Annotated in this window: 16 protein-coding genes and 1 tRNA gene; 14 read left to right on the top strand and 3 right to left on the bottom strand. The window is 55.9% G+C overall.

Annotated elements, in window-relative coordinates; all coding sequences use genetic code 11:
• Positions 1-107: 107 nt before the first annotated feature.
• The 3 genes from nhaA to RUDLU_RS27640 all read left to right on the top strand — a co-directional run bounded on the left by nhaA (position 108) and on the right by RUDLU_RS27640 (position 2,821).
• Complete coding sequence (nhaA, locus tag RUDLU_RS0117340; RefSeq protein ID WP_044129527.1) at positions 108-1,445, top strand: Na+/H+ antiporter NhaA; 1,338 nt, start codon at positions 108-110, stop codon at positions 1,443-1,445.
• Between the two features lie 71 nt (positions 1,446-1,516).
• Positions 1,517-1,870 (top strand): hypothetical protein, encoded by a 354-nt coding sequence (locus RUDLU_RS30550; protein ID WP_019989673.1) that lies wholly within the window; start codon positions 1,517-1,519, stop codon positions 1,868-1,870.
• A gap of 69 nt (positions 1,871-1,939) precedes the next feature.
• A complete protein-coding gene (locus RUDLU_RS27640) occupies positions 1,940-2,821 on the top strand; it encodes a serine hydrolase (protein ID WP_342663150.1) in 882 nt (293 codons plus the stop codon).
• Positions 2,822-2,901: 80 nt separating this feature from the next.
• Here the strand turns inward: RUDLU_RS27640 and RUDLU_RS0117330 are convergent.
• A tRNA-Gln gene (locus RUDLU_RS0117330) sits at positions 2,902-2,972 on the bottom strand.
• Positions 2,973-3,137: 165 nt separating this feature from the next.
• Positions 3,138-4,370 carry an ROK family transcriptional regulator gene (locus RUDLU_RS0117325; protein WP_019989671.1) on the bottom strand — a complete coding sequence of 411 codons (1,233 nt, stop codon included), beginning with the start codon at positions 4,368-4,370 and terminating at the stop codon, positions 3,138-3,140.
• Between the two features lie 332 nt (positions 4,371-4,702).
• Between RUDLU_RS0117325 and RUDLU_RS0117320 the strand changes: the two genes are divergently transcribed.
• From RUDLU_RS0117320 to RUDLU_RS0117280, 9 genes are all read left to right on the top strand, one after another.
• Positions 4,703-6,775: an alpha-L-fucosidase gene (locus tag RUDLU_RS0117320; RefSeq protein ID WP_019989670.1), complete on the top strand. Its 2,073-nt coding sequence runs from the start codon at positions 4,703-4,705 to the stop codon at positions 6,773-6,775.
• 49 nt (positions 6,776-6,824) lie between these two features.
• Complete coding sequence (locus tag RUDLU_RS0117315; protein ID WP_019989669.1) at positions 6,825-7,970, top strand: glycoside hydrolase family 18 protein; 1,146 nt, start codon at positions 6,825-6,827, stop codon at positions 7,968-7,970.
• Positions 7,971-7,987: 17 nt separating this feature from the next.
• Positions 7,988-8,956: an ROK family protein gene (locus RUDLU_RS0117310; protein WP_019989668.1), complete on the top strand. Its 969-nt coding sequence runs from the start codon at positions 7,988-7,990 to the stop codon at positions 8,954-8,956.
• 53 nt (positions 8,957-9,009) lie between these two features.
• Positions 9,010-10,671, top strand: coding sequence for a beta-N-acetylhexosaminidase (locus tag RUDLU_RS0117305; RefSeq protein WP_027303162.1), 1,662 nt, complete (start codon positions 9,010-9,012; stop codon positions 10,669-10,671).
• A gap of 407 nt (positions 10,672-11,078) precedes the next feature.
• Positions 11,079-14,183, top strand: coding sequence for a SusC/RagA family TonB-linked outer membrane protein (locus RUDLU_RS0117300; RefSeq protein ID WP_027303161.1), 3,105 nt, complete (start codon positions 11,079-11,081; stop codon positions 14,181-14,183).
• 7 nt (positions 14,184-14,190) lie between these two features.
• On the top strand, positions 14,191-15,786 hold the full coding sequence (locus RUDLU_RS0117295; protein WP_019989665.1) for a SusD/RagB family nutrient-binding outer membrane lipoprotein: 1,596 nt from the start codon (positions 14,191-14,193) through the stop codon (positions 15,784-15,786).
• Positions 15,787-15,881: 95 nt separating this feature from the next.
• Positions 15,882-19,229 (top strand): VCBS repeat-containing protein, encoded by a 3,348-nt coding sequence (locus RUDLU_RS0117290; RefSeq protein ID WP_019989664.1) that lies wholly within the window; start codon positions 15,882-15,884, stop codon positions 19,227-19,229.
• Positions 19,229-20,569 (top strand): vanadium-dependent haloperoxidase, encoded by a 1,341-nt coding sequence (locus RUDLU_RS0117285; RefSeq protein WP_019989663.1) that lies wholly within the window; start codon positions 19,229-19,231, stop codon positions 20,567-20,569. Before RUDLU_RS0117290 ends, RUDLU_RS0117285 begins: the two co-directional genes overlap by 1 nt.
• A 27-nt stretch (positions 20,570-20,596) precedes the next feature.
• Positions 20,597-22,033: an alpha-L-fucosidase gene (locus RUDLU_RS0117280; protein WP_019989662.1), complete on the top strand. Its 1,437-nt coding sequence runs from the start codon at positions 20,597-20,599 to the stop codon at positions 22,031-22,033.
• 178 nt (positions 22,034-22,211) lie between these two features.
• On the opposite strand, the gene fabD is transcribed toward RUDLU_RS0117280, so the two are convergent.
• Positions 22,212-23,096, bottom strand: coding sequence for an ACP S-malonyltransferase (gene fabD / locus RUDLU_RS0117275; RefSeq protein WP_019989661.1), 885 nt, complete (start codon positions 23,094-23,096; stop codon positions 22,212-22,214).
• A 368-nt stretch (positions 23,097-23,464) separates the two neighbouring features.
• On the opposite strand from fabD, the gene RUDLU_RS0117270 reads away from it, so the two are divergent.
• Together RUDLU_RS0117270 and RUDLU_RS0117265 are read left to right on the top strand one after the other, a co-directional pair.
• Positions 23,465-24,163 carry a succinate dehydrogenase cytochrome b subunit gene (locus RUDLU_RS0117270; protein ID WP_083940593.1) on the top strand — a complete coding sequence of 233 codons (699 nt, stop codon included), beginning with the start codon at positions 23,465-23,467 and terminating at the stop codon, positions 24,161-24,163.
• Between the two features lie 24 nt (positions 24,164-24,187).
• Positions 24,188-26,125 carry a fumarate reductase/succinate dehydrogenase flavoprotein subunit gene (locus RUDLU_RS0117265; protein ID WP_019989659.1) on the top strand — a complete coding sequence of 646 codons (1,938 nt, stop codon included), beginning with the start codon at positions 24,188-24,190 and terminating at the stop codon, positions 26,123-26,125.
• Positions 26,126-26,135 lie beyond the last annotated feature (10 nt).

Genomic DNA, 26,135 nt, shown 5'->3' with positions numbered 1-26,135 from the left:
CATTTGTCGCTGACAGGTGGCTATTTCTTTGGCGAATAGCCGCGAACCAAACACCAACCGGAGCGTTAGTTTTACATCTACCCCAGCAACTATTGGGTTCTACGTCTATGGCTAAACGAATTACACATCTGGTCCGACCGTTGATCCGGCCCTTTACCGAGTTTTTCCAGACCGAATCGTCGAGCGGGCTTATCCTGCTGGGCATGAGTGTACTGGCGCTTGTTCTGGCCAATACCGACACAGGGGTTGCCCGTTATTTTCCGGCCATCTGGGACAGTACCCTCACCCTGTCGATCAACGAGTTCAGACTCGAAAAAACGATTGCGCACTGGATCAACGACGGGCTGATGGCCCTGTTTTTTCTGGTGGTAGGGCTCGAAATAAAACGCGAGGTGCTGGAGGGTGAACTGTCGAGTATGCGGCAGGCGGCCCTACCGCTTTTGTGCGCATTGGGGGGAATGCTGGTCCCGGCCCTGCTGTTCTGGGTGTTCAACCACAACACACCCACTGCCGACGGCTGGGGCATCCCGATGGCCACCGACATTGCCTTCGCCCTGGCTATTCTGTTTCTGCTCGGCGACCGGGCACCCCTACCCCTCAAGATCTTTCTGACTGCCCTCGCCATTGCCGACGACCTCGGTGCGGTGGCCGTGATTGCCCTATTTTACACCCAGGAAATTCAACTGACGTACCTGGCCTGGGCGGGGGGTATCTGGGCCGGGTTACTGTTACTCAACTACCTTAATGTCCGGATTTTGTCGGTGTATCTGCTGCTGGGTGTGGTGCTGTGGTACTGCACCCTGAAGTCGGGTATTCATGCCACCATTGCCGGGGTACTGCTGGCAGCGGCCATTCCGTTTCGGATTCGGTACAGTCCGCAACAACTCCTGCACCTGATTCAGGAGCGGCTGCTGGTCATCAACGAGGCCATCGACACGAGCGATATTCAACCCCGCGACATCAGCGAGGAACTCGAAGCCATCAACATGCGCATTAGCTCGCCCGCCCAACGGCTCGAAGAAGCACTGCACGCTCCCGTATCGTTCTTTATTATTCCGCTGTTTGCGTTTTGCAACACCAGCATTACGGTTGAAGTTGGTTTGTTGAACCAGCTGGCCGGCCCGCTATCGCTCGGCATCATAGCCGGGCTACTACTGGGCAAGCCACTGGGCATCAGCCTATTTGCCTGGCTGGCTACCCGCCTGGGCTGGGCTACCCTACCCGACGGTATCCGCTGGCGTCAACTGATCGGGGTATCTTTTCTGGCCGGTATCGGGTTTACCATGTCCATTTTCGTCACGTTGCTCGCCTTTGAGAAGCAACCCGACTATCAGGGGGTGGCCAAGCTCGCTATTCTGCTGGCCTCGCTGGCCTCTGGCCTGATCGGGTACGTTATGCTGAGCAAAGCCGCCCACGTTCCGGCTAAGTCAGACTCGACAGAATAAGGAGTGCCAAATCGGCTCTGCACGCCTACCCAACGTTTGGTAATGTGCCGCTTTGGGTGCATCTTCACCCTATGCCCTCGCCCCTGACTCGACTCCTGCTGACGCTGAGTGCCGGCCTGAGTACCCTCACCGGCTATAGCCAACCCCGCACCGATGCTTTCCTACGCGACCTGATCCTGAAAAACCCGCACCCCGTGGTGCAGGCAGTAATGCAGCAGCCGGAAACCCACCGGCTACAGATTATCTACACCCGAATTGACCGCGACCGGGCCAACAAGCCCACCTGTACCCACTATACGTTTCGGGTCGATAGCCTGGAGTATTTCAACCCGGCCTCGACCGTGAAGCTCCCCCTGGCCTTACTCGCCCTCGAAAAGATCAACCGGCTCAACATCCCCGGCCTGACCCGCGAAACGGCCATGTAGTTCGACAGTGCGTATGCCCGCCAAACCCGGCTCCTCACCGATCCAACGGCGCAGTCGGGCTACCCCTCGGTGGCGCACCTGATCAAGAAAACATTGCTGGTGAGCGAAAATGAGCCCTACAACCGCCTGTACGAGTTTGCGGGCCAGCAGGCCATCAATCGGTCGCTGTGGGCGCAGGGGTACACCGATACGCGCATCACGCACCGGTTTGTGCGCATGTCGGCCGACGAGAACCGGCACACCAACCCGGTGCGGTTTCTGAGCCCAACAGGCCAGGTGATTTACGCCCAACCGGCCGCCTACAACCCTGATTCGATTCGGGCGGGCCGCCGGGATACCCTGGGGCGGGGCTACCTCGACGCCAATGACAAGCTCGTGAATGAGCCCTTTGATTTTAGTGGTCGCAACAAGCTATCGTTGCGGTCGCTGCAACAGATTTTGCAGGCTACCCTGTTTCCCCAGTCGGTACCGGCGCGGCAGCGATTCGGGCTCAAGCCCGACGACTACCGGTTTATGTACCAGTACCTTTCGCAGTTTCCGGGCGAGACCAACTACCCCAAATACGACGCAGCGACCTATTACGACAGCTACGCCAAGTTCTTTTTCATGGACAGCCTCCACCACCAGCTGCCCGAGGGCGTACGGGTCTTCAACAAAGTGGGTTGGGCGTATGGCTTCATGACCGACGTGTCGTACGTGGTCGATTTTGCCAATAAGGTCGAGTTTATGCTCACCGCCACGATCTACGTGAACCGCGACGGGATTCTGAACGATAACCGGTACGAATACGACGCCATCGGGATTCCGTTCATGTACCAGTTGGGGCAAACGATTTACGCCTACGAACGGCAACGCCCCCGTACCCACCGACCCAACCTCGACCGGTTTCGGGTTCGGTACGAAACCCGGCAACCCGACAGCCGCCCGGTTATAAAGACAGTCGATAATTGAGCCTGCCCTTTTCCGTACACGGCCCTAAAACCATAAGCCGCCTAATTGGCTTTCTCAGCTAATTAGGCGGCTTTTCTGTGTAGCCCGACCAGGATTCGAACCTAGACAAACAGAACCAAAATCTGTCGTACTACCCTTATACTATCGGGCTATCTTGCGATTGCGAGTGCAAATATAAGGGGCCACAAGCCCCAAATGCAAGCATTCTCCCGAAAATTTGTTGCGCAATCGTTCCACAAACACACAGTTTGCTCATTCCCAAACGCTTACAAAGCGCCCAAAAATGGCTTTTTTTTCGGGTATGCGTCCGGTACGCTTAAATACAGGCAAATAGATTCTCCATCACGTAGGCGTGGGTACCCAGCCACTTGGCCGCGCCGTTCAGCTGCGTAGCTTCAACGGTCAGGTCGTTGCGGAAACCGCTCAGGCAGTACTTGGTGATCGCCTGCTCAATTGGATTGATAATAAACGTGGACGCCTGGGCCAACACGCCATCGACGATAATAATCTCAGGATTAAACAGGTTGATAGCTACCGAGAGGCCCTTACCGAGCTGATACCCTGTGTCGTGGAGCATGTCGATCGCAAATGAGTCGCCGGCATGAGCCGCTTCGATCACGTGGTTGATCGTAATCTGACCTACATCCTCCTGATAAACGGCCAGTTTCGACACGCAGCCTTCGTGTACGGCCCGCTGCACCCGCCGAACCAGCGACGAGGCCGAGGTGATCGTGTCCAGACAGCCCACTTTGCCGCAATAGCACAACTCACCCTCAGGGTCTACCTGAATATGACCCAGCTCGCCCGCAAATCCCGATGCGCCCTGGAACACCTCACCGTTGAGAATGATCCCAAGGCCCACCCCCCAGTCAATATTGATCGACAGGGCGTGTTTTTTGCCCTGCGCCCCCCCAAACCGGTTTTCGCCCAGGGCGGTGGCTTTACTGTCGTTGATCAGGTACACCGGAAACCCTAACTGCTCTTCGAGGCAGGTCGTGAGCGGTTCGTTGGGCGCGCTCAGATTTGGGTAGGTGAGGTTTATACCCCGGCGGGCATCAATCAAGCCCGGAATAGCCAGCCCCAACCCAATGATATCTTCTTTATTTACGGCTGCTTCCTCGATAGACTCCTGTACAAACGATAGCAGAAACGACACAAACTGCGCGTTGTTTTCGAGATGCGTGTCGACACACCGCCGAAACACCACCTGCCGAAGCGGGTTGACCAGCATGAAGCAGGTATCGTGGGTGCTACTATCCAGCACAATTACATAATGTCCATTGGGGTTGAGGCTAAACAGCACCGGGCGTCGGCCATTATTGCCCGTAGCCGTTCCGGTCGTGCGCACCCACCCACTTTCAACCAGTTCCTCAACAACGCCCGTAATCGACGGAACGCTGGTGTACAGCGTTTCGGCCAATTGTGCCAGCGTGCAGGTTTCTTCCTGATACAAATGCGATAGCACTCCTCGTAGCTTCTGGTTCTTTTTGTAAACAACCACAGAGCGTTTGGGCGCAACGTCGTCTCCGAGGGGGGGTGAAGCGATCATAGTTAGCAAATAATTAGTTGTATGAGTTTGTCACTCATACATTTTACTCATTAGACGGATTATATTTGGTTAAACCCACTTTTGAAAAAATTTTATAAACTTTGGATTGGGTCAGATATTTTTTAAAATTGTGTTCAAATTCTTATTTTACCAAATACCTCAAGGCATTTATTTATAAAAAATAGGGTACCTACCCGTAACTCATGTTGGTTGGTTAGTATCCTTTGGGTCGATGAAGCGTAGTCAGCTTACAACCGAGCCGAAAAAGCGGGAGTAGTCAGCTTCCGAATTGCGTCTTTACCCTTAAAAACAAAGCCTCAAGCACCGTCCTCATGCGTTTCGCTCTTCTGTTTTCGCTTTTTCTTGGCTTACTCAGCCCGGCATCGGCTCAGGCGCCGGCTCCGGCCCCCTATGGCGCACTTCCCAAGGCCCGGCAGTTGCAGTGGCACAAGCTCAAGTACTACGCGTTTGTCCATTTCAACATGAATACCTTCACCGACGAGGAATGGGGGCACGGCACCGAAACACCCGACACTTTCAACCCTACTCAGCTCGACTGCCGGCAGTGGGCGCGGGTGGCCAAACAGGCCGGGATGGAGGGCATTGTGATTACGGCCAAACACCACGACGGGTTCTGCCTGTGGCCGTCGGAGTACACCAAACACTCCGTCAAATACAGCAAATGGCGTAACGGCAAGGGCGACGTCTTGAAAGACCTCTCGGCCGCGTGCAAGGAGTACGGCCTCAAGTTTGGGGTGTATCTGTCGCCCTGGGACCGTAACCATCCGGCCTACGGCACGCCCGAGTACAACGAAATTTTCAAGAAAACGCTGAAAGAAGTACTGACCCAATACGGCGAAGTGTTTGAGGTATGGTTCGACGGGGCCAACGGTGAAGGGCCCAACGGCAAAAAGCAGGTGTACGACTGGCCCGGCTTCATTGCTACGGTGCGTCAGTACCAGCCCAACGCGGTTATTTTCAGCGATGCCGGTCCCGATATACGTTGGGTTGGTAATGAGAACGGTTACGCAGGCGAAACCAACTGGGGCACCCTCAATCGCGACAAAGTGTACCCCGGCTACCCCGATTACTGGGAACTGACGCCCGGCCACGAAGACGGCACGCACTGGGTACCCACCGAAGTCAACTGCTCGATCCGGCCGGGCTGGTACTACCACGCCAGCGAAGACAATAAAGTAAAATCGCTGGAGCACCTGGTCGATATTTATTACAGCTCTATCGGGCGCAATGGCAACTGGCTGCTCAACCTCCCCGTCGACCGGCGGGGGCTGGTTCACGAAAACGACGTGAAAGCCCTTATGGACCTGAAGGCGTACACGGACAAAGCCACCGTCAACCTGGCGAGCAACAAGCCCGTTACGGCCAGTACGGTATTCAATAAAACAGCCCGGTTTGCCCCGCGCAACGTGCTCGACGCCAGCCGCGATACCTACTGGGCTGCGGCCGAAGGCAGCAAACAAGCCACCCTCGACATTGATCTGGGCAGCCCCACCACGCTCAACCGGCTTCTGATTGAAGAATACCTACCGCTGGGCCAACGGGTGAAGAAGTTCTCGGTAGCCGCCCTCCAGAATGGCAGCTACCAGACCATTGCGCAGGGCACCACCATTGGCAACCGCCGGATTCTGCGTTTTCCAACCCTGACCACGGCCCGCATCCGGGTTAGCATCGACGAGGCCAAAGCGACTCCGCTCATTCGGCATATCGAGCTGTACAATGCGCCTGAGTTGATTGTCCCCCCCCTTATCAGCCGCAGCAAAGAGGGGTTGGTTCGGATTGTTTGCCCCCGCACCACTGACCCCGTGATTACGTACACCACGGATGGCTCGGAGCCAACAGCCCAAAGCCCGCGATTCGGGGAGCCCTTCGCCCTGCCGCAAGGGGGCGTAGTGAAAGCCCGCGCGTTTGTGAACAACATGACCAGGGCAAGCACACCCGTTACGGCTCAGTTCGACATTAGCCCCGCCAAATGGACGGTGGTGTCGGCCGGAACAGCCACTACCGGCCAAACCCTCAGCCGCCTGATCGACGGAAACCCTGAGAGCCTCTGGCAGCAACGCAAAAGCCCCGAAGGCCCCACATCGGTCGTGCTCGATCTGGGCGAGTCGCTCAACCTCCACGGATTTACTTACCTCCCCCGGCAGGACGGCCGTACCGAGGGCATTGTGTACCGGTATGCCGTTTGGGTCAGTCAGGATGGAAAATCCTGGTCGGCACCGGCGGCCGGGGGCACGTTTAGCAACATCAACAATAACCCCACCCAACAGGCGGTCCGGTTTGAGAAACCACAAACCGCCCGGTACCTGAAATTCGACGCCCTGGAAACCACCAAAGCCGATGACCCGGGCGTATCGGTGGCCGAGCTGGGAGTACTCACGCGGTAACCCACACGCCAGTAACCTTCTTTCTGATCAATCAACAACTACCAACTAGATGAAACAGCTTTTCCGCTTTTCCATAGTCGCGCTGCTCATGGGCCTCTTTCTATCCCCGGCCCAGGCGCAAACCCGCAAAAATTCATACGTCGTGATCGGCTACGTGACCGGCGACGGCTGGACCAAAGAACAGATTCAGGCCCGGCGGCTTACCCACATCAACTACGCCTTTACGGTACCTGCCGAAAATGGGGAGCTGGCACCGATCTCGGCCAAAGACTCGGCCAACCTGGCGGCCCTGACCTCACTGCGGTCGGAGAATAAAGACCTCAAAATTCTGATCTCCGTGGGTGGCTGGGGCGGCTGTAAGTACTTTTCGGATGCGGCCGTGAGCGAGGCTGCCCGCCGGAAATTTGCCAACAGCGCGGTGGCGTTTCTGAAAAAACATAAGCTCGACGGGGTAGATATTGACTGGGAGTACCCGGCGCAAATCGGGGCGGGCAACATTTTCCGGCCCGAAGACAAACAAAACTTCACCCTGTTTCTGAAAGCCATCCGCGACCAACTCGACGTGCAGGGTCGGCTCGACAAACGCACCGGTAAGAACCACTACCTGCTGACGGCCGCCACCGGGGGCGACACCGCTTTTGTGAGCCATACCGAACTCAACAAGGCGCAGCGGTATCTGGACTACGTCAATATCATGACCTATGACCTCTACCACGGCAACGACAAGGTAACGGGTCACCACAGCCCGCTCGACCAATCGAAAAAAGGGGATCAGTCGCGCAACAGCTCCATGTCGGCGGTGGATGGGCACATCCGGGCGGGTGTCCCGGCGAGCAAAATCGTGCTGGGTATTCCGTTTTACGGCCGGGGGTGGGAAGACGTGCGCCCGCAGGACAACGGCCTCTATCAGCCCGCAGCCGGTAAGCACCATTTTATCGGGTACGACGGCCTGCTCGACAACTACATCAACAAAAACGGCTTTGTCCGCTACTGGGATGCCGACGCCAAGGCCCCTTACCTCTGGAACGCCGAAAAACGCATGTTTATCACCTACGCCGACGAGGAGTCGTTTACGCACAAAGTGGCGTATGTAAAAGCGAAAAAACTGGCGGGTGTCATGTTTTGGGAGTACATCTACGACCTGAAACACAAGAGCCCGCTGTTCAACAAACTCGTGAGCGACCTCAACGAATAACCCCCACCCAACAGACTATGAAACAAGTTGTTGCAGGCATCGACATTGGGGGTACCACCACCACCGTCGGCTTAGTCGACGCCACGGGGCATATTCATGCCAAACAAACCTACCACTCCGGGCAAATTACCACCCTGCCCGATTATCTGGCCCAACTCCGGCGGGTAGTAACCACGCTGGCCCACCAACACGGGGCCGAAATCGAAGCGGTGGGCGTAGGGGCTCCGGCGGCCAACCACCGCACGGGCACCATTCGGGCTTCGAACCTCAAATGGGCCTACGGGATTCCGTTTGCCGATGCGCTCGCCGAGGATTACCACCTGCCTATTGCGCTCGACAACGACGCCAATGCCACCGCTATTGGCGAAATGCACTTCGGGGCCGCTCAGTCGTACCGCGATTTTATTCTGGTCACGCTCGGCACAGGTTTGGGCAGCGGCATCGTATCAAACGGGGAGGTGATTTACGGGCACGACGGTCTGGCCGGTGAGTTGGGCCACATCTGCGTGGATCGCAACGGGCGCGACTGCGGCTGTGGCCGCAAAGGCTGCCTGGAAACCTACGTATCGGCCAACGGCCTGAAACGAACCGTGTTTGAGTTGCTGGCCCACCGCACCACGCCCAGCCCCCTGCGCGACGTGAGCTACTCGGCCCTGAGCGCCCGGCAGGTGAGCAAGGCCGCCAAAGCCGGCGACCCCATTGCGCTCGAGGCCTTTGAGCAGGTGGGTGAACTGCTGGGACTGAAACTGGCCGATGCCGTAGCCCATACCAGTCCGCAGGCCATCATTCTCTTTGGTGGGCTGGCCAACGCGGGCAAGCTCTTGTTTGAACCGACCATTCGCTCGCTTCGGAAACATCAGTTGTTTTTGTACAACCCCGATTTGCCTATTCTGCCCTCGGCCCTACCCCAGGCCGATGCCGCCGTATTGGGGGCAGCCGCCATTGCCTGGCAAAAACTCCGCAAAAGCGACCACGTACTACTTTGATTGACCTCAGCGTAACAACGACAAACCACAAACGATAACCCTTTTTCAACTCCATGCGAATTCTACGAGTCTGTTTGTTGCTGCTGGTATTCAGTACGCAACTGCTGATGGCCCAATCGGCCAAATACGCCATTTTGCCCCGCCCCGCCCTGCTTACCGAGCAGCCGGGTACCTACACCCTGCCCGCAACAGTCTCTATTCTGCTGCCCAATACGAACGCCGAAATTCGGGGCGTAGCGGGTCTGCTGGCCGATCAACTGACGCGGGCTACGGGCCGTACACCCAAAATTGGTCAGGGTCAATCGGGTAAGCAAGCCATTGTGTTTGCCCTGGGCAAAGGCCCCAAACTGGGTGCCGAAGGGTACAACCTGCGGGTAACGCCCAGGCAGATCACGATTACGGCCGAGGAACCGAAAGGGTTTTTCTACGGTGTGCAGTCGCTGTTGCAATTGTTCCCGGCTGAGGTGTTTAGCCCGTCGGTGGTAAAGGGCGTCAGTTGGGCCGCCCCCTGCTGCTATGTCGAAGATCAGCCGCGCTACGCCTACCGGGGGCTTCACCTCGACGTGGGTCGGCATTTTTTTCCGGTGAGCTTCATCAAAAAATACATCGACCTGATTGCCCTCCACAAGCAAAATACCTTCCACTGGCATCTGACCGAAGATCAGGGCTGGCGGATCGAGATCAAGAAATACCCCAAGCTGACCCAAATTGGCTCGCAGCGCAAGGAAACCATGCTCGGCCGCTACGGCGATAATAAGTACGACGGTAAGCCGTACGGTGGTTTCTATACGCAGGACGAAATTCGGGAGGTGGTAAAGTACGCGCAGGAGCGTTTCGTAACAGTGATCCCCGAAATCGAACTGCCGGGCCACTCGGTGGCGGTTCTGGCGGCTTACCCGGAGCTGGGCAGCAACCCCGACAAAATTGTGCCGGTTGGCACCAAATGGGGGGTATTCGACGATGTGCTGTTTCCCCGCGAAGAGACGTTTACCTTTTTGCAGGACGTGCTGACCGAGGTAATGGCCCTGTTTCCGAGCCAGTATATCCACATCGGGGGCGACGAGTGCCCCAAGAAGCAGTGGAAAGAAAGCCGGTTTTGTCAGGACCTGATGAAAAAAGAAGGTCTGAAAGACGAGCACGAGCTGCAGAGCTACTTTATCCGGCGTATCGACCAGTTTATCACGTCGAAAGGCCGCAAAATGATTGGCTGGGATGAAATTCTGGAGGGTGGCCTTTCGCCCAATGCCATTGTGATGAGCTGGCGCGGCACCGAGGGCGGTATTGCGGCCGCTAAGCAAAAGCACGACGCCATCATGACACCCGGTGGGTTCTGCTACCTCGACCATTATCAGGCCGACGCCAAAACCCAGCCCATTGCCATCGGGGGCTTTACAACCCTCGAAAAATCGTACGGCTATGAGCCTACCCCTGAAAACCTCACCCCCGACGAAGCCAAGCACATTATCGGTGTGCAGGGCAACGTTTGGACCGAGTACATGCGCACACCTGAGTACGTGGAGTACATGGTTTGGCCACGCGCCATTGCCCTCGCCGAAGTAGGCTGGACGCCCAAAGAGCGCAAAAATGTCGACGACTTCCTGCAACGGCTCACCATACATAAGAAGCGGCTCGATTACCTGAATGTGAATTATTTCGGGGCACCGATTAACAATAAGTTCGAATACCAGTGGCCTGCCCCAACGGCTCAGCGGTAACGCCCCTGCCCCGGCTTTACCGAATCTGGCTGGTTGGTTAAGTCAACTTACCATCAGGCTGAGTACTCTTGACCAAACGACAAAAGCCCCGTTGCTGGGGCTTTTGTCGTTTGTTAGGCCGGTCTTTGAGTATCTATGCTTAAGCGTTTATGGCATAGAGTCAGGAATTACCAGAAGGACCAAATTCCTCCGGTGTCTTTATAATTCTATTTTTTCCGTATTTATTCTTATTTCATTCCTAAATACCCACCTCGAAAAGAAAATTATTTTTATAAATATTAAGGGCATTTTAAAAATTTTTATTAATTTTCAATAAGTTTGCCAAATGGGAATTTAGGCCAAATTCTGTATTGAGTTTGGAGGCCCTTGCCAATTACTATTCTCTAACAAATCATTTCAATAATTCTATGAAGCTAAAACTACCTGGGGCATTACTACCTAAGGTTTTGCTCTGCCTGGGAGCCTGGCTTATGCTGGGCTTGTCTGTCTCGTTGGCCGTTGATAAGGAAATCACGGGTAAAGTAACCGACGAGAAAGGGAGTGAAGTGGCCGGTGCCACGGTGACCGTAAAGGGCACAACACGGGGTACCAACACAGACGGAAGCGGCCGGTACCGCATCACCGTAGCTGATGACAACGCCGTTCTGGTGTTCTCATACATTGGCTACACAAAGCAGGAGATTCAGGTGGGCAACCGCTCGGTAATCGACGTGAAACTCGTTCCCGGCGAATCCGTACTGCAGGAAGTCGTCGTAACCGCCCTTGGTATCTCGAAAGATGCCCGCAAGGTGGGTTATGCCGTAACCACCATCGACGCAACGGCGTTTACGCAGGCTCGGGAAACCAACGTGGGTAACTCACTGGCAGGCCGGGTATCGGGTCTGTCGGTAAAGGGAACCAACAGCGGTCCCGGCGGTACGTCGAAACTGTTGCTGCGCGGTATGCCCAGCATGAACTCGGCCGGCTCGCCCCTGATCGTTATCAACGGCGTACCCATGGACAACACCCAGCGCGGTAGCGCCGGTGAGTGGGGTGGTGCCGATGGTGGCGACGGTTTGGGTAACCTCAACCCCGACGACATCGACAAGATCACGGTTCTGAAAGGCCAGTCGGCCTCGGCGCTGTACGGCGCACGGGCGTCGAACGGGGTTATTCTGGTAACCACCAAGCAAGGCCGTAAAGGTGACTTCTCGGTGGATTACAACATGAACCTGACGACCGATCAGCCGGTTAACTTCACCGATTTCCAGTACGAATACGGTCAGGGTATCGGCGGTGTGAAACCCGCTACGCAGGCATTGGCTCAGCAAACGGGCCGTTTGAGCTGGGGTGGCCGTCTCGACGGTTCGCAGACGATCCAGTTCGACGGAAAGCAGTATCCCTACTCAGCCCAGCGCGACAACATCCGCAACTTCTACCGCAACGGTACCAACTTCACCAACACGGTATCCGTTGGTAAGGGTGGTGACAACGGCTCGTTCCGTCTGTCGCTGTCGAACCTGGACGCCAAGTCGGTGCTGCCCAACAGCGGTCTGGGTCGGAAAACGATCAACCTGACTCTCCAGCAGAACATTACGTCGAAACTGAGCTTCGATGTACTGGCCAACTACATCGACGAGCGCGTGAAGAACAAGCCAATCCTGAGCGATGGCCCGCTGAACGCCAACAACGGTTACCTGCTGGCAACGAACATCGATCAGCGGATTCTGGCACCGGGTTTTGATCCGGTAACGGGCCGGGAGATCATCTTCAGCGAAGACGAGTACGTAACGAACCCGTACTTCGTGGTGAACCAGTTTGTAAACAACGTAGACCGGAAGCGTCTGATCTCAATGGCTTCGACCAAGTATCAGTTTGCTGACTGGATTTACGCCCTGGCCCGGATTGGTTACGATAACTCGAACGACCGCAATTTCCGGGTAACGCCCTGGGGAACGGCCTACTCAAACGGTGCCCGCGGTGGTCTGGACGAACTTTCGAACGCCCAGCGTACCGAACTGAACATCGACGGTTTGATCGGTATCAACAAGTCGATCAACGAAGACTTCACGGTCGATGCTATCCTGGGTGCCAACCTGCGGAAGAACAAGTACGAGAAGCTGAACATCAACGGTGGTCCGTTTGTACTGCCCTACCTGTACAGCTGGAACAACGTCGTTAACTTCAACCGGGGTTACGAAGTAGCCAACACCGAAGTACAGTCAGCGTACTACAACGTCGATCTGGGTTATAAGGGTATCCTGAACCTGAGCACCACGGGCCGTTACGATACGTACTCGACCCTGCCCAGCTCGGCCCGTTCAATCTTCACGCCATCGGTAACGGGTGCGTTCATTTTCCAGGACCTCATCCGGATTCCGAACCTGAGCTTTGGTAAGCTGCGGGCCGCTTACGCTATGACCAGCGGTGAGCCTACTACAGCCTACGGTACGAGCGTGTACTACGGCGTAGGTAACGCCATTAATGGTATTGCTACGGGTAACTTTAGCTCACAGCTGCCTAACCTGTTCCTGAAGCCCTTCACGAAGAGCGAAGTGGAAGTGGGTCTGGAACTGCGTTTCTTCGGCAACCGCCTTGGTCTGGACGTAGCGTACTACACCCAGAAAACCAACAACGAGATCATGCCCGCCAACTACAGCTGGGCAACGGGTTACTCGGCCGGTATCGTAGGTACAGGTTCGACCCAGAACAAAGGGGTTGAAGTGCAGATCAACGGCAACCCGCTGAAGACCTCACGGCTGAACTGGAACGTATCGCTGAACCTGACTTCGGTACAGAATAAGATCCTGCAAACAGACGTGAACAACAACCCCATCGGCCTGGGCTCAAACCGGGCTACGCTGGGTAACGCCATCACGGCTTTCGTAGTGGGCGAAGCAGGTCCGCAAATCCGGGCATACGATTACAAGTACGGTGCTAACGGACAAATTGTGGTTGACGCGTCGGGCCTGCCGGTTCGGGGTGATCTGATCAACATGGGTACGGTATTGCCAACCCTGTTTGGTGGTCTGAACAACGACTTCTCGTTCAGCAACTTCAACCTCTCGTTCCTGGTCGACTACAACTATGGCAACAAGATTCTGTCGGCTACCGAAAACTTCGCGTACCGCCGGGGCTTGCACAAAGAGACGCTGGTAGGTCGCGACGGTGGTGTTCGGACGGGTGTGTCGGAGACGGGTGCCCCCAACACCGTTACGGCTACGCCACAGGCTTACTACACAGCACTGGCCAACAACGTAACCAAGATCAGCGTCGAAGATGGTGATTTCATCAAGTTGCGTCAGCTCACGTTCGGCTACAACCTCCCGGCTCAACTGCTGAAGAATGTACCACTGATTCGGGGCGTTAATGTCTCATTTGTTGCGCGGAACCTCTTCTACTTCATGAAGAAAACCGACAATATTGACCCAGAAGCTTCGTTTGGAGCGAACCTGCGTTATGCGGGTATCGAAGGTGCCAACCTGCCCTCTACCCGGAATTATGGTGTTAACGTGAACATTAAGTTTAAATAACCGAATTATGAAGAAGAAATTAATCGCGTTGAGCTTTTTGGTGGGAGCTATGCAGTTCTCCTGCACCGAAGATCTCGACCAACTCAATACCGACCCAACCCAGGCCTCGGCCACTACGTTTGATCCGAACCTGTTGCTGCCTTCGGCTCAGTGGAACTACGTAAGTTCAATTGCAGGTTACAACGGCCCCATTCTGTTCCAGAGCATGTGGGTACAGGTGTTGTCCTCGACTACGTCGGGTGCCGCCAACTACTACTCCAATGCCGACAAGTACGTGCAGTCGAGCAACACGGCTAACTACCAGCAAGGTACCTGGAACGTAGGGTATCAGGGTGCCAGCTATGCGTACGAAATGGAGCAGTTGGCCAAAGGAAAGCCCGCCCTGGCGAACTTGGCAAACATTGCCGTTATCATGCAGGTACAGGCGCTCTCGTCGATTGCCGACACCTACGGCGATATTCCGTACACGCAGGCTCTGCAGGCCAAAGGTGGTACTACCCTCCCCGCGTATGATACGCAGGAGAGTGTGTACAAGTCGCTGCTGACCCGGCTCGAAACGGCTACGGCTGCCCTCAACGCATCGAGCCCGGCTCCGACCAACGACGCCTTTGCCTACAAAGGCAACATTGCTCAGTGGAAAAAGTATGGCTACTCGCTCATGCTGAAACTGGCGATGCGTCTGGTAAAATCAGATGCCGCTACGGCTAAGACCTTCGCCGAAAAAGCCGCTGCCGGTGGTGTATTCAGCAGTGTAGCCGACGATGCGTACATCATGGCCGACGACTCGAAAGGCTTTGGCAATGGTAACGGTGCCGCTTTGAGCACCCTGGCCGACGTATATCAGGTGCGCTGGAGCAAGACGATGATCGACTACCTCAAGTCGACCAACGACCCCCGTCTGAGCCGGGTAGCGGAAGTTCCCGCCGATGGTTTGACCGCAAACCAGGACATGGCGAGCGCCGGTAACACGACACCAGCCGCTCAGTTGGGCCTGCCCAATGGCTACGATCTGAACGGTGGTGCTACCGACATCTCGAAGTCACCGGGCTATCCTGGTGGCACTGGTACGGGTGCTAACGCAACGCCGATTGGCAAGTACTCACGCCCGACCATGATGTACCGTAACCGCAACGCTCCCCTGTTTGTGCTAACCTACGCCGAAGTTGAGCTGTTGCTCGCCGAAGCCGTAGTACGTGGCTTCAACGTGGGTGGCACGGCCGCTGGTCACTATAAGAATGGTGTGGTTGCCGGTATTCAGTCGCTGTCGAAATACGGTGCCACGATCGACGCGGCTACTGCCACGGCCTATGCCGACGCCAACCCGCTCGTGACGGCCAACGCGTTGAAGCAAATCAACGAGCAATACTGGGCTACTACCGGTTTGCTGATGAACTTCTCCGAAGCCTGGAACAACTGGAAGCGCTCGGGCTTCCCCGTGCTGACTCCGGTCAACTACGTGGGTAACTTCTCAGGCGGTCAGATCCCCCGTCGGCAGCCTTACCCAACCGGCGAGGCTACGCTCAACTCGGCCAACTACAAGGCAGCGGTAAGCAAGCTGTCGGGTGGTGATAACTGGGTTGCCCGCAGCTGGTGGGATAAATAACCGGCTTCACCGGGTGAAAAGTAGGGGGCCTGGCGGCCCCCTACTTTTTTTTGCTATTTTTATGTATTTCTACCTGTCGTTGCTACGTGTGCGCTATGCATAAACTGTTTTCTTTTCAATGGATCACCCAACGGCGATACCGCCAGAGCCGTTTCGACGGGTGGCTCCTTCTGATGATTGGCGGATGGTTGCTCTCGCTGACTGTTCATGCCCAGTTGTTCAGACCGCTTAACCCACTCCAGACGGGCATCACCTTCCGCAACGACATCGACGAAACCGAAAGCCTCAACGTACTGGCCTACGAGTACTTCTTCAACGGGGCCGGGGTGGCCGTGGGTGATTTCAATAACGACGGCCTTCAGGATATTTTCTTCACCGCCAACCTGGGCTCGAACAAGCTCTACCTGAACGAAGGAAAACTCAACTTTAAAGACGTAACCGCCGAAGCGGGCGAAGGCCTGGCTGGGCGCGAAGGCGGCTGGAAAACCGGCGTCAGCCTGGCCGACGTGAACGGCGACGGCTGGCTGGATATCTACGTCTGCTATTCCGGCAAAAACGACGCTACCCGCCGGAATCAGCTCTTCATCAACGAAACGGGCGGCAAAGACAAACCCCTGCGGTTTGTGGAACGCGCCAAAGAATACCGCCTGGACGACCCAGGATACAACACCCAGGCTGTCTTTTTCGACTACGACAAAGACGGCGACCTCGACGTATTTCTGCTGCACCACAACATCAGGAAATACGATAATATGGAGCTGGCCCGGCTTCACGAAGAAACCGACGAACTGGCCGGTAACCGCCTGCTCGAAAACGTGAAAGGCCGGTTCATCAACGCGACCCAGCGGGCGGGCATTCACCAGTACCCGCTTACCTTCGGGCTGGGCGTGGCCGTGGCCGATGTGAACTTGGACGGCTGGCCCGACATCTACGTCACTAACGACTACAACGAACCCGATTACCTTTACATCAACCAGAAAGACGGCACTTTCCGCGACGATACCGAGCACTGTTTCCGGCACCTGGCGCAGTTTTCGATGGGCGTGGACATTGCCGATTTCAACAACGACGGCCTGCCCGACGTGATGTCGCTGGATATGCTACCCGAAGACAACCGGCGGCAGAAACTGCTGCAGTTGCAGGAAAATTACGAGTCGTTTGAGCTGATGACGCAGCAGGGCCTTCAGCGGCAGTACATGCGCAACATGCTGCAACTGAACAACGGAGACGGTACCTTCAGCGAAATTGCCCAGACGGCAGGCGTATCGAACACCGACTGGAGTTGGGCACCCCTCATGGCCGATTTCGACAACGATGGCTACAAGGACCTGTTCATCACCAACGGCTACCTCCGCGACTACACCAACAAGGATTTTCTGCGCTACTGGGGCGACTATAAAATCAAGAAGGCCATCAACCGCGAGCCGGTGCAACTGATGGATCTGGTCCGGGCCATGCCCTCCACCAAAGTGCCCAATTACATTTTCAGCAACAACCGCGACCTGACCTTTACCAACCGGCAGCAGGATTGGGGCTTCACCACGCCCACTATCTCCAGCGGGGCCGCCTACGCCGATCTCGACAACGACGGTGACCTGGAAATCATCATCAACAACATCAACGAAACGGCTTACGTGTACCAGAACATGGCCCGTGAGCAGGCTCAGAATACTTTTCTGCAAGTCCGGCTGCTGCCCACGGCCGGTAACAAACAGGCTATTGGCGCGCAGGTGAAGGTGTACGCGGGCGGTCAGCAGCAGTATCAGGAACTGAGCCCGGTGCGCGGCTACCTCTCCACCCAGCCGCTTACCCTGCACTTTGGCCTCGGCAAAGCCACCCTGGCCGATTCGGTGCGGATTAGCTGGCCCGATGGTTCGGTGCAGAAACTGACGCAGGTAGCGGCCAATCAGGTGCTGGAGGTGCAGCAGTCGGCCGGCAAACCCGAGACGCCGGTAAGCCCCAAAACCCCGGCCCCGCTGTTTGCCAAAGCCACTCCGGCGGTTTCGTACACCCACGTGGGCATTACGGATAACGATTTTAAGCGCCAGCCGCTCATGCTCTGGATGTACTCGCATACTGGCCCGGTACTGGCCAAAGGCGACGTAAACCGCGACGGGCTGGAAGACCTGTTTGTGAGTGGCGACGGCCAGAAAAAAGGCGGTATCTGGCTACAGCAGAAAGACGGCTCGTTCCGGCAGGCGCCGGGGATTGCCATTGGCGACGAAACCAATTCGGCCATTGTAGCGGCTGTATTCTTTGATGCCAACGGCGACGGTGCCGACGATCTGTACGTGGCCAAAGGCGGGTATTCGCTGTTTGAACCGCTCACGCCCGCTTTGCAGGACGAACTGTACCTGAACGACGGTAAGGGTAATCTGCGGCTGTCGGCTGCTTCGTTGCCCAACCTGAGCGCCAGCAGTAAATCCTGCGTGCGGCCCGCCGATTTCGACGGTGATGGCGATATCGACCTGTTTGTAGGCGGGCGCGTGGTGCCGGGTCGTTACCCAGAGGCTCCCCATTCGTACCTGCTTCAGAACGGGGGCAAAGGGCTGTTTAAGGTAATGCCTTCGCCGTTTGCGACAGTGGGCATGGTGACCGATGCCCAATGGGCCGACCTCGACGGCGACAACCGGCCCGAGCTGGTGCTGACTGGCGAGTTTATGCCCATCAAGGTTTACCAGAACACCAAAACCGGTTTTGTCGATAAAACCACCACCTATTTCCCCGAACCCGACAACGGTTTCTGGCAGTCGTTGCTGATTACGGACCTCAACGGCGACGGCCGGAAAGATATAGTAGCCGGGAATCTGGGTACTAACTCCCAGCTGAAGTTTTCGCGCAAAGAGCCGGCCGAGCTGTACTACGCCGATTTCGACAAAAACGGCTCCATAGACCCCTTCTTCTGCTTTTACGTGCAGGGCGTATCGTACCCCTTTGTGAGCCGAGACGAACTGAACGACCAGATTTACGCCATGCGGAAGCGCTTCGGATTCTACAAGGACTACGCCGACGCGCCCTTGGACAAAATTCTGACGCCCGAAGAACTGAAACTGGCCCGCAAACTAACCGTGACCGAGAATCAGACCTGTGTTTTCCTGAACGAAGGCGGACGGTTTACGAAACAGGTATTACCCATTCAGGCCCAACTCGCGCCGGTTACCCAACTGATGGCCGACGATTTCAACGGCGACGGTCACCCGGATTTGCTGCTGCTGGGCAACAAATCGGACAACAGGCTGAAACTGGGCAGTATGGATGCAAACTACGGTTGCCTGCTGACCGGTGATGGTAAGGGTAACTTCACGTACGTGAGTCAGCCTACGGCCGGGCTGTCGGTGCGGGGAGATGTCAAATCGGTGGTGTCGATGAAGATTGGGCAGGTACCTTATTGGCTGATAGGGGCGTTTAATCAACCCCTACAGGCCTACAAACGGGAAAAATAATGAAGCGATATGTATTAATTTGCCTGCTTTTGATCGTTTGGATTAGCCCGGCCAAAGCCGCCCGGCCCGATCTGAACGCCCGGCTGCAGCCGACTGTCTTTGCCCTCACGATGGTAATGATCCACGATGTGGCCAATCCACCGGCGGCCAGTCGTTTTTATACCTATTGCCTGCTTGGAGCCCACGAAATTGTGGCCCGGCAGCAAGCCGGCGGTGTCTCGCCCGCCCGGCTGGTCCGCAGCTTTAAGCCCCTGACGGTCGACAAAAGCAAACCCTACGACTACCAGATTGCGGCCCTGTATTGTATGCTGGAGACGGGTCGGCTGATTCTGCCCTCGGGCTATATGCTGGCCGACGAACAGACCAAGTTCCTGGCCGAACTGAAAGGACATTACCCCGACGCGCTGGTGGCACAGTCGGTGAGCGTGGCGCAGGCCGTAGCCAAACAGGTGCTGGCCTACGCGGCTGCCGACAATTACTCGAAACTGAGCGCCCGGCTGCGGTACCGGCCCACCAAAGCCGACGGCTACTGGTACCCTACGCCACCGGGCTATATCGAAGCCATTGAACCGCACTGGCGCACCATCCGGCCCATGCTAATCGACTCCTGCGGGCAGTTTAAGCCCAAGCCGCCGGTTGCGTTCAGCAAAGACACCACGAGCGCCTTTTACCGGATGATGCAGGAGGTGTACCAAACCGGCAAAAACCTGACCGCCGAGCAGCGTTTTATTGCCTCGTACTGGGACTGCAACCCCTTCGCTATCAATACCTCGGGGCATATGTCTATCGGCTTCAAAAAAATAAGCCCCGGCGGTCACTGGATGAACATTGCGGGTCTGGTATCGACCAAAGCCCGCTTGCCGTTCGATCAGGCGGTGATGGTGCAGTCGGTGGTGGCCATGACGCTGATGGATGCCTTTATCAGTTGCTGGGACGAGAAATACCGCAGCAACCGTATCCGCCCCGAAACGGCCATTAACCGATACCTCAATCCGCGCTGGCAACCCTTGCTGCAAACGCCCCCCTTTCCGGAATACACCAGCGGGCATAGTGTGATTTCGAGCGCCGTGGCCGAGGTACTTTCGTATTTGATTGGCCCGGATTTTTCGTTTACCGATACCACCGAAACCATTTTCGAACTCCCCGAGCGGAGCTTTACCTCGTTCCGGCAGGCTGCCGAAGAAGCCTCCATTTCACGCCTGTACGGTGGTATCCACTACCGCGACGCCATCGAAAACGGACAGGCGCAGGGCAGGGCCATCGGGACGTTTGTGGTCGAGAAGCTCCGCAAAGTCGGGGTGAAGCCACAAACAGGCCAGGTTGCCCGGCTTAAACCTTGAACCATTCAGTTACCCCAATAGATAGTTATGAAACGCATATTCCTCTCGCTGCTCCTGCTCCATGTACTCACCCTGGTAGCCGTGGCGCAGCAGCACTCCGAACAGAACCACTCCAAATATGTACCGCCCAAAGACCCGCTGGTGCAGCAAAAGCTGAGTGGGTGGCAGGATATAAAATTCGGTTTGCTGATGCACTGGGGCACCTACAGCCAATGGGGCATTGTGGAATCCTGGTCGCTCTGCCCCGAAGACGAGGGCTGGTGCGAACGCAAAGGGCCGTACTCGGCCAACTGGTACGAGTACAAAAAAGCCTATGAGAACCTGCAGACCACCTTCAACCCGACCAAATTTAACCCCGAACGCTGGGCCGATGCCGCCAAAAACGCGGGCATGAAATACGTGGTGTTCACCACCAAGCACCACGACGGTTTCTGTATGTTCGACAGTAAGCAGACCGACTACAAAATCACCAGCACGAAGTCGCCGTTTTCGAGCAACCCGCGCAGCAACGTCACCAAAGAGATTTTTAACGCCTTCCGCAACCAGAATTTCATGATCGGGGCGTATTTCTCCAAGCCCGACTGGAACACGCCCACCTACTGGGACCCGTATTTCCCGCCTAAAGACCGGAATGTAAGCTACGCGCCCAAGCGCTACCCCGACCGCTGGCAGAAATTCAAAGACTTTACCTACAACCAGATTGAGGAACTCATGACCGGCTACGGCAAGGTGGATATTCTGTGGCTCGACGGCGGCTGGGTGCGGCCCTTCAGCACCATCGACTCCACCATCAGCTGGCAACGGACCATCCCCTACGATCAGGACATCGACATGGCACGCATTGCCCGCATGGGCCGCAGCCATCAGCCCGGTCTGCTGGTGGTAGACCGGACCGTGACGGGTGAGTTCGAGAACTACGTAACCCCCGAGCAGTCGATTCCCGATCAATACATGCCTATTCCCTGGGAGTCGTGCATGACCATGGGCGATTCGTGGTCGTACATTCCGAAAGAAAATTTCAAATCGACCCGCAGGCTGATTCACACGCTGGTGGATATTGTGGCCAAAAACGGCAACCTGCTGCTGAACATTGCACCCGGTCCCGATGGTGAGTGGCACGAAGAAGCTTACAGCCGCCTGCAGGAAATCGGCAAGTGGATGAGCATCAACGGTGAATCGATCTACGGCACCAAACCCGTAGCCCCTTATCGCAAAGGCCAATGGGCCTTTACCGGCAAGGGTACGTCGACCTACGTGACCTACCTGCCCAAGGAGGGCGAAACATTACCAGCCAGCCTACCCCTCTCCGACGTTTCGGTGGAGAAAGGCAAAGCCGTCATGCTGTTAGGGTATAACAAGCCACTAAAGGTGGAGAAAACCGCCAACGGGCTTACGGTACAAATTCCTGAGGCTGCCCGCAAGCAGCTGGCGGCCCAATCCGCCTGGGTGTTTCGGGTAGGTTAAGCCTACTCTGAACAGCTTGATTACGCGGAATAGCTTTAATGACGTGAAGTATGCAAGTTGCTGACGCGCGGGCCTTCGACAGGCTCAGGCTGACAGGCAGCTTTCAATAATTTACGTTATAACAACAACGGCCCCGTCCTGATGACGGGGCCGTTGTTGTTTGTATAAATCCGGGAAACTACACGCCCGCTACCTCGGCGGCTGGCGCAATTTTCTTCACCAGACCCTGCAATACCTTGCCGGGGCCGCACTCCACAAACAACGTAGCGCCATCGGCAACCATTGCCTCCACAGACTGCGTCCAGCGCACCGGAGCCGTGAGTTGGGCAATCAGGTTCGCCTTGATCGTCTGAATCGCCGTGGCGGGTTGGGCATTGACATTCTGGTAGATGGGGCAACGCGGCTCAAAGAAAGGCGTTTCTGCAATGGCTTTGGCCAGTTCTTCGCGGGCGGGTTCCATCAGTGGCGAGTGAAATGCACCACCTACTTGCAGCGGCAACACCCGTTTAGCACCGGCTTCTTTCAGTTTTTCACCCGCCAACCGAATACCCTCGTGAGTACCCGAAATTACTACCTGACCGGGGCAGTTGAAATTGGCCGCAACAACCACTTCACCGCCCGCTGTTACGTCGGCACATATCTGTTCGATGGTGGCATCGGGCAGGGCCAGTACAGCCGCCATCGTCGACGGGTTCAGTTCACAGGCCCGCTGCATGGCTTCGGCCCGCTGCGACACCAGCCGGAGGCCGTCTTCAAACGACAGGGCTCCGGCAGCAACCAGCGCCGAGAACTCACCCAGCGAGTGCCCTGCCACCATCGCCGGTTCGAAGTCGGCAACGGTTTGTGCCAGTGCCACTGAGTGCAGGAAGATAGCGGGCTGGGTTACGTTGGTTTGCTTCAGTTCCTCGTCGGTCCCTTCAAACATTACTTTGGTCAGGCTAAAGCCCAGAATCCGGTCGGCCTGTTCGAACATCTGCTTAACAGCCGGTGAGCCATTCTGGTACAAGTCGAGGCCCATGCCTTTGAACTGCGATCCCTGACCGGGGAAAACGTATGCTTTCATAAAGAGCGAAAGAGTGAAAGAGTGAAAGGGTGCGGGCTGGGGTCGGCAAAGAGTGACCTTTTGCGCCCTTTACTACGTTACAAAGGAACGGCATTTGGCCTATTCAGTCCAAAAGTCGGATCTACTTGTTGCGCGGATAGCTAAAAAATAGAGCACACATTTTGTTGAAGTAAACAAACAAAAAACTTAAACAATCTGTTGGCAAAACAGGTGACATAGCCTATTTGAACTGGTTCAAAATTGAACAACTTACCCCGAAAAAACTACCCTGATTTTGGACGCGTGGGGTTTGTGATTTAGTTTTGACCCTTGGTCTAATCAGGCTGTTAATCATACAATTTTTACGCATAATCGGTGCACTACACGGTATGTCTTGGGTAACACAAACGCTTTCCAGCTCACTCGGCCGAAAAGTCATCATGTCGCTGACTGGGTTGTTTTTAAGTACATTTCTGGTCGTCCATATGGCCGGAAATCTTCAGTTGTTCAAGGGCGATGAAGGACGAGCTTTCAATGAGTACACGTACTTCATGACTCACAACCCGCTCATCATTACAGTTTCTTATCTGCTCTACACGTCGATTCTGGTACACGCGCTGATGGCCTTCGTGCTGACGCGCCACAACCAGGCGTCACGTCCTGTCGATTACGCGTTCAAGCGGCCCGAAGCCAACAGCGCCTGGTCATCGCGTAACATGGGAATCCTCGGCACTGTGCTGCTCATTTTCATCATCCTGCACATGCGCACGTTCTGGTACGAGATGCACTTCGGGTCGGTACCGATGGCCGAGTACGACGGTAAGCAGTACAAAGACCTGTACACGGTCGTTGTGGCGGCTTTCTCGCAGTGGTGGTACGTGCTGATCTACGTCGTGTCGATGGTAGCCCTGGGGTATCACCTCGTTCACGGGTTCCAGAGTGGTTTCCAGACTCTGGGTCTCCGTCATAAAAAGTACACCCCGCTCATCGAAGCGCTGGGTACGTATGTGTTCGCCATTTTGATTCCGGCCCTCTTTGCGGCCATGCCGATTTACATCTTCCTGAAGGCGAACAACTTTATTGGGTAAATGGCATCTAACCAACTGTTAACTATGAAATTAGAGGCAAAGATTCCTGAAGGCCCGCTCGCAGAAAAGTGGGCACGTCATAAGTTTGGCCTGAAGCTCGTGAACCCGGCCAACAAGCGTAAGTACGACATCATTGTGGTCGGAACGGGCCTTGCTGGTGCCTCAGCGGCCGCTTCGCTGGCCGAGTTGGGTTACAACGTAAAAGCATTCTGCTTCCAGGATAGCCCCCGCCGGGCCCACTCCATTGCAGCGCAGGGCGGTATCAATGCCGCTAAGAACTATCAGAACGACGGTGACTCGGTGTTCCGTCTGTTCTACGACACCATCAAAGGAGGTGACTACCGGGCCCGTGAAGGAAACGTGTACCGCCTGGCCGAGGTGAGTGTCAACATTATCGACCAATGCGTAGCGCAGGGGGTACCTTTCGCCCGTGAATACGGCGGTCTGCTGGCCAACCGTTCGTTTGGTGGTGCGCAGGTATCGCGTACGTTCTACGCCCGCGGCCAAACCGGTCAGCAGCTGCTGCTCGGTGCGTATTCGGCCCTGAGCCGGCAAGTAGCCAACGGCAAGGTGAAACTCTACCCACGCACCGAAATGCTCGACCTCGTGGTGGAGGGTGGCAAGGCACGGGGTATCATCACCCGCAACCTCGTTACGGGTAAGATTGAGTCGCACTCGGCCCACGCGGTACTGCTTTGCACGGGTGGTTACGGCAACGTATTTTACCTGTCGACCAACGCCATGGGTTCCAATGTAACGGCCGCCTGGCGTGCCCACAAGCATGGTGCCTTGTTTGCAAACCCCTGCTTTACGCAGATTCACCCGACCTGTATTCCCGTAAAAGGCGACTATCAGTCGAAGCTGACCTTGATGTCGGAGTCGTTGCGGAACGACGGCCGCGTGTGGGTTCCCAAGCGCAAAGAGGATTCAGAGAAGATTCGGAAAGGCCTCATGAAGCCGACCGATCTGAAAGAAGAAGACCGCGATTACTTCCTGGAGCGTCGCTATCCTTCATTCGGTAACCTGGTGCCCCGCGACGTGGCTTCGCGCAACGCGAAATACGTGTGCGACGAGGGCCGTGGGGTGAGCAAAACGGGTCTGGCCGTGTATCTCGACTTTGCCGACGCCATCAAGCGCGACGGTCGCAAGACAATCGAAGCGAAGTACGGTAACCTGTTTGAGATGTACGAGAAAATCGTAGACGACAACCCGTACGAAACGCCGATGATGATTTACCCGGCCGTACACTACACCATGGGTGGTCTGTGGGTTGACTACAACCTGATGACGACGATCCCCGGTCTGTACGCTCTGGGCGAAGCTAACTTCTCCGACCACGGTGCTAACCGTCTGGGTGCTTCGGCCCTGATGCAGGGTTTGGCCGACGGTTATTTCGTAATCCCCTACACGGTAGGCGACTATCTGGCGACCATCGGCCCGGCCGATAAAGTATCTGTCGATTCACCAGTGTTCAAGCAGGCCGAGCAGCGGGTTCAGGATCAGATTCAGCGGCTGCTGTCGATCAATGGAACCACGCCGGTTGATGAGTACCACCGCAAGCTGGGGCTTATTATGTGGGACTACTGCGGTATGTCGCGCACGGAGGAGGGCCTCAAGAAAGCGAAGAAGATGATTCAGGAGCTGAAAGCGGAGTTCTGGAGCAACGTGAAGGTAACCGGCGACAACGAAGAAATGAATCAGACGCTAGAGCAGGCTGGCCGTGTGGCTGACTTTATCGAACTCGGCGAGCTGATGGTCGACGACGCCCTGAACCGGAACGAGTCGTGCGGGGGACACTTCCGCGAAGAGTACTCAACCGAAGACGGTGAGGCCAAGCGCGACGATGAGAACTACGCTTACGTGGCTGCCTGGGAGTACAAAGGCGAAAACCAGCCCGAAGTACTGCACAAGGAAGACCTGGTGTTTGAAAATGTGAAGTTGACCCAACGTAGCTACAAATAAGTTTGCAGTT

It is taken from the genome of Rudanella lutea DSM 19387 (genome assembly GCF_000383955.1).
Taxonomy (GTDB): domain Bacteria; phylum Bacteroidota; class Bacteroidia; order Cytophagales; family Spirosomataceae; genus Rudanella; species Rudanella lutea.
Note: the sequence above shows the minus strand (reverse complement) of the source record. Positions and strands in the feature narration are given on the sequence as shown.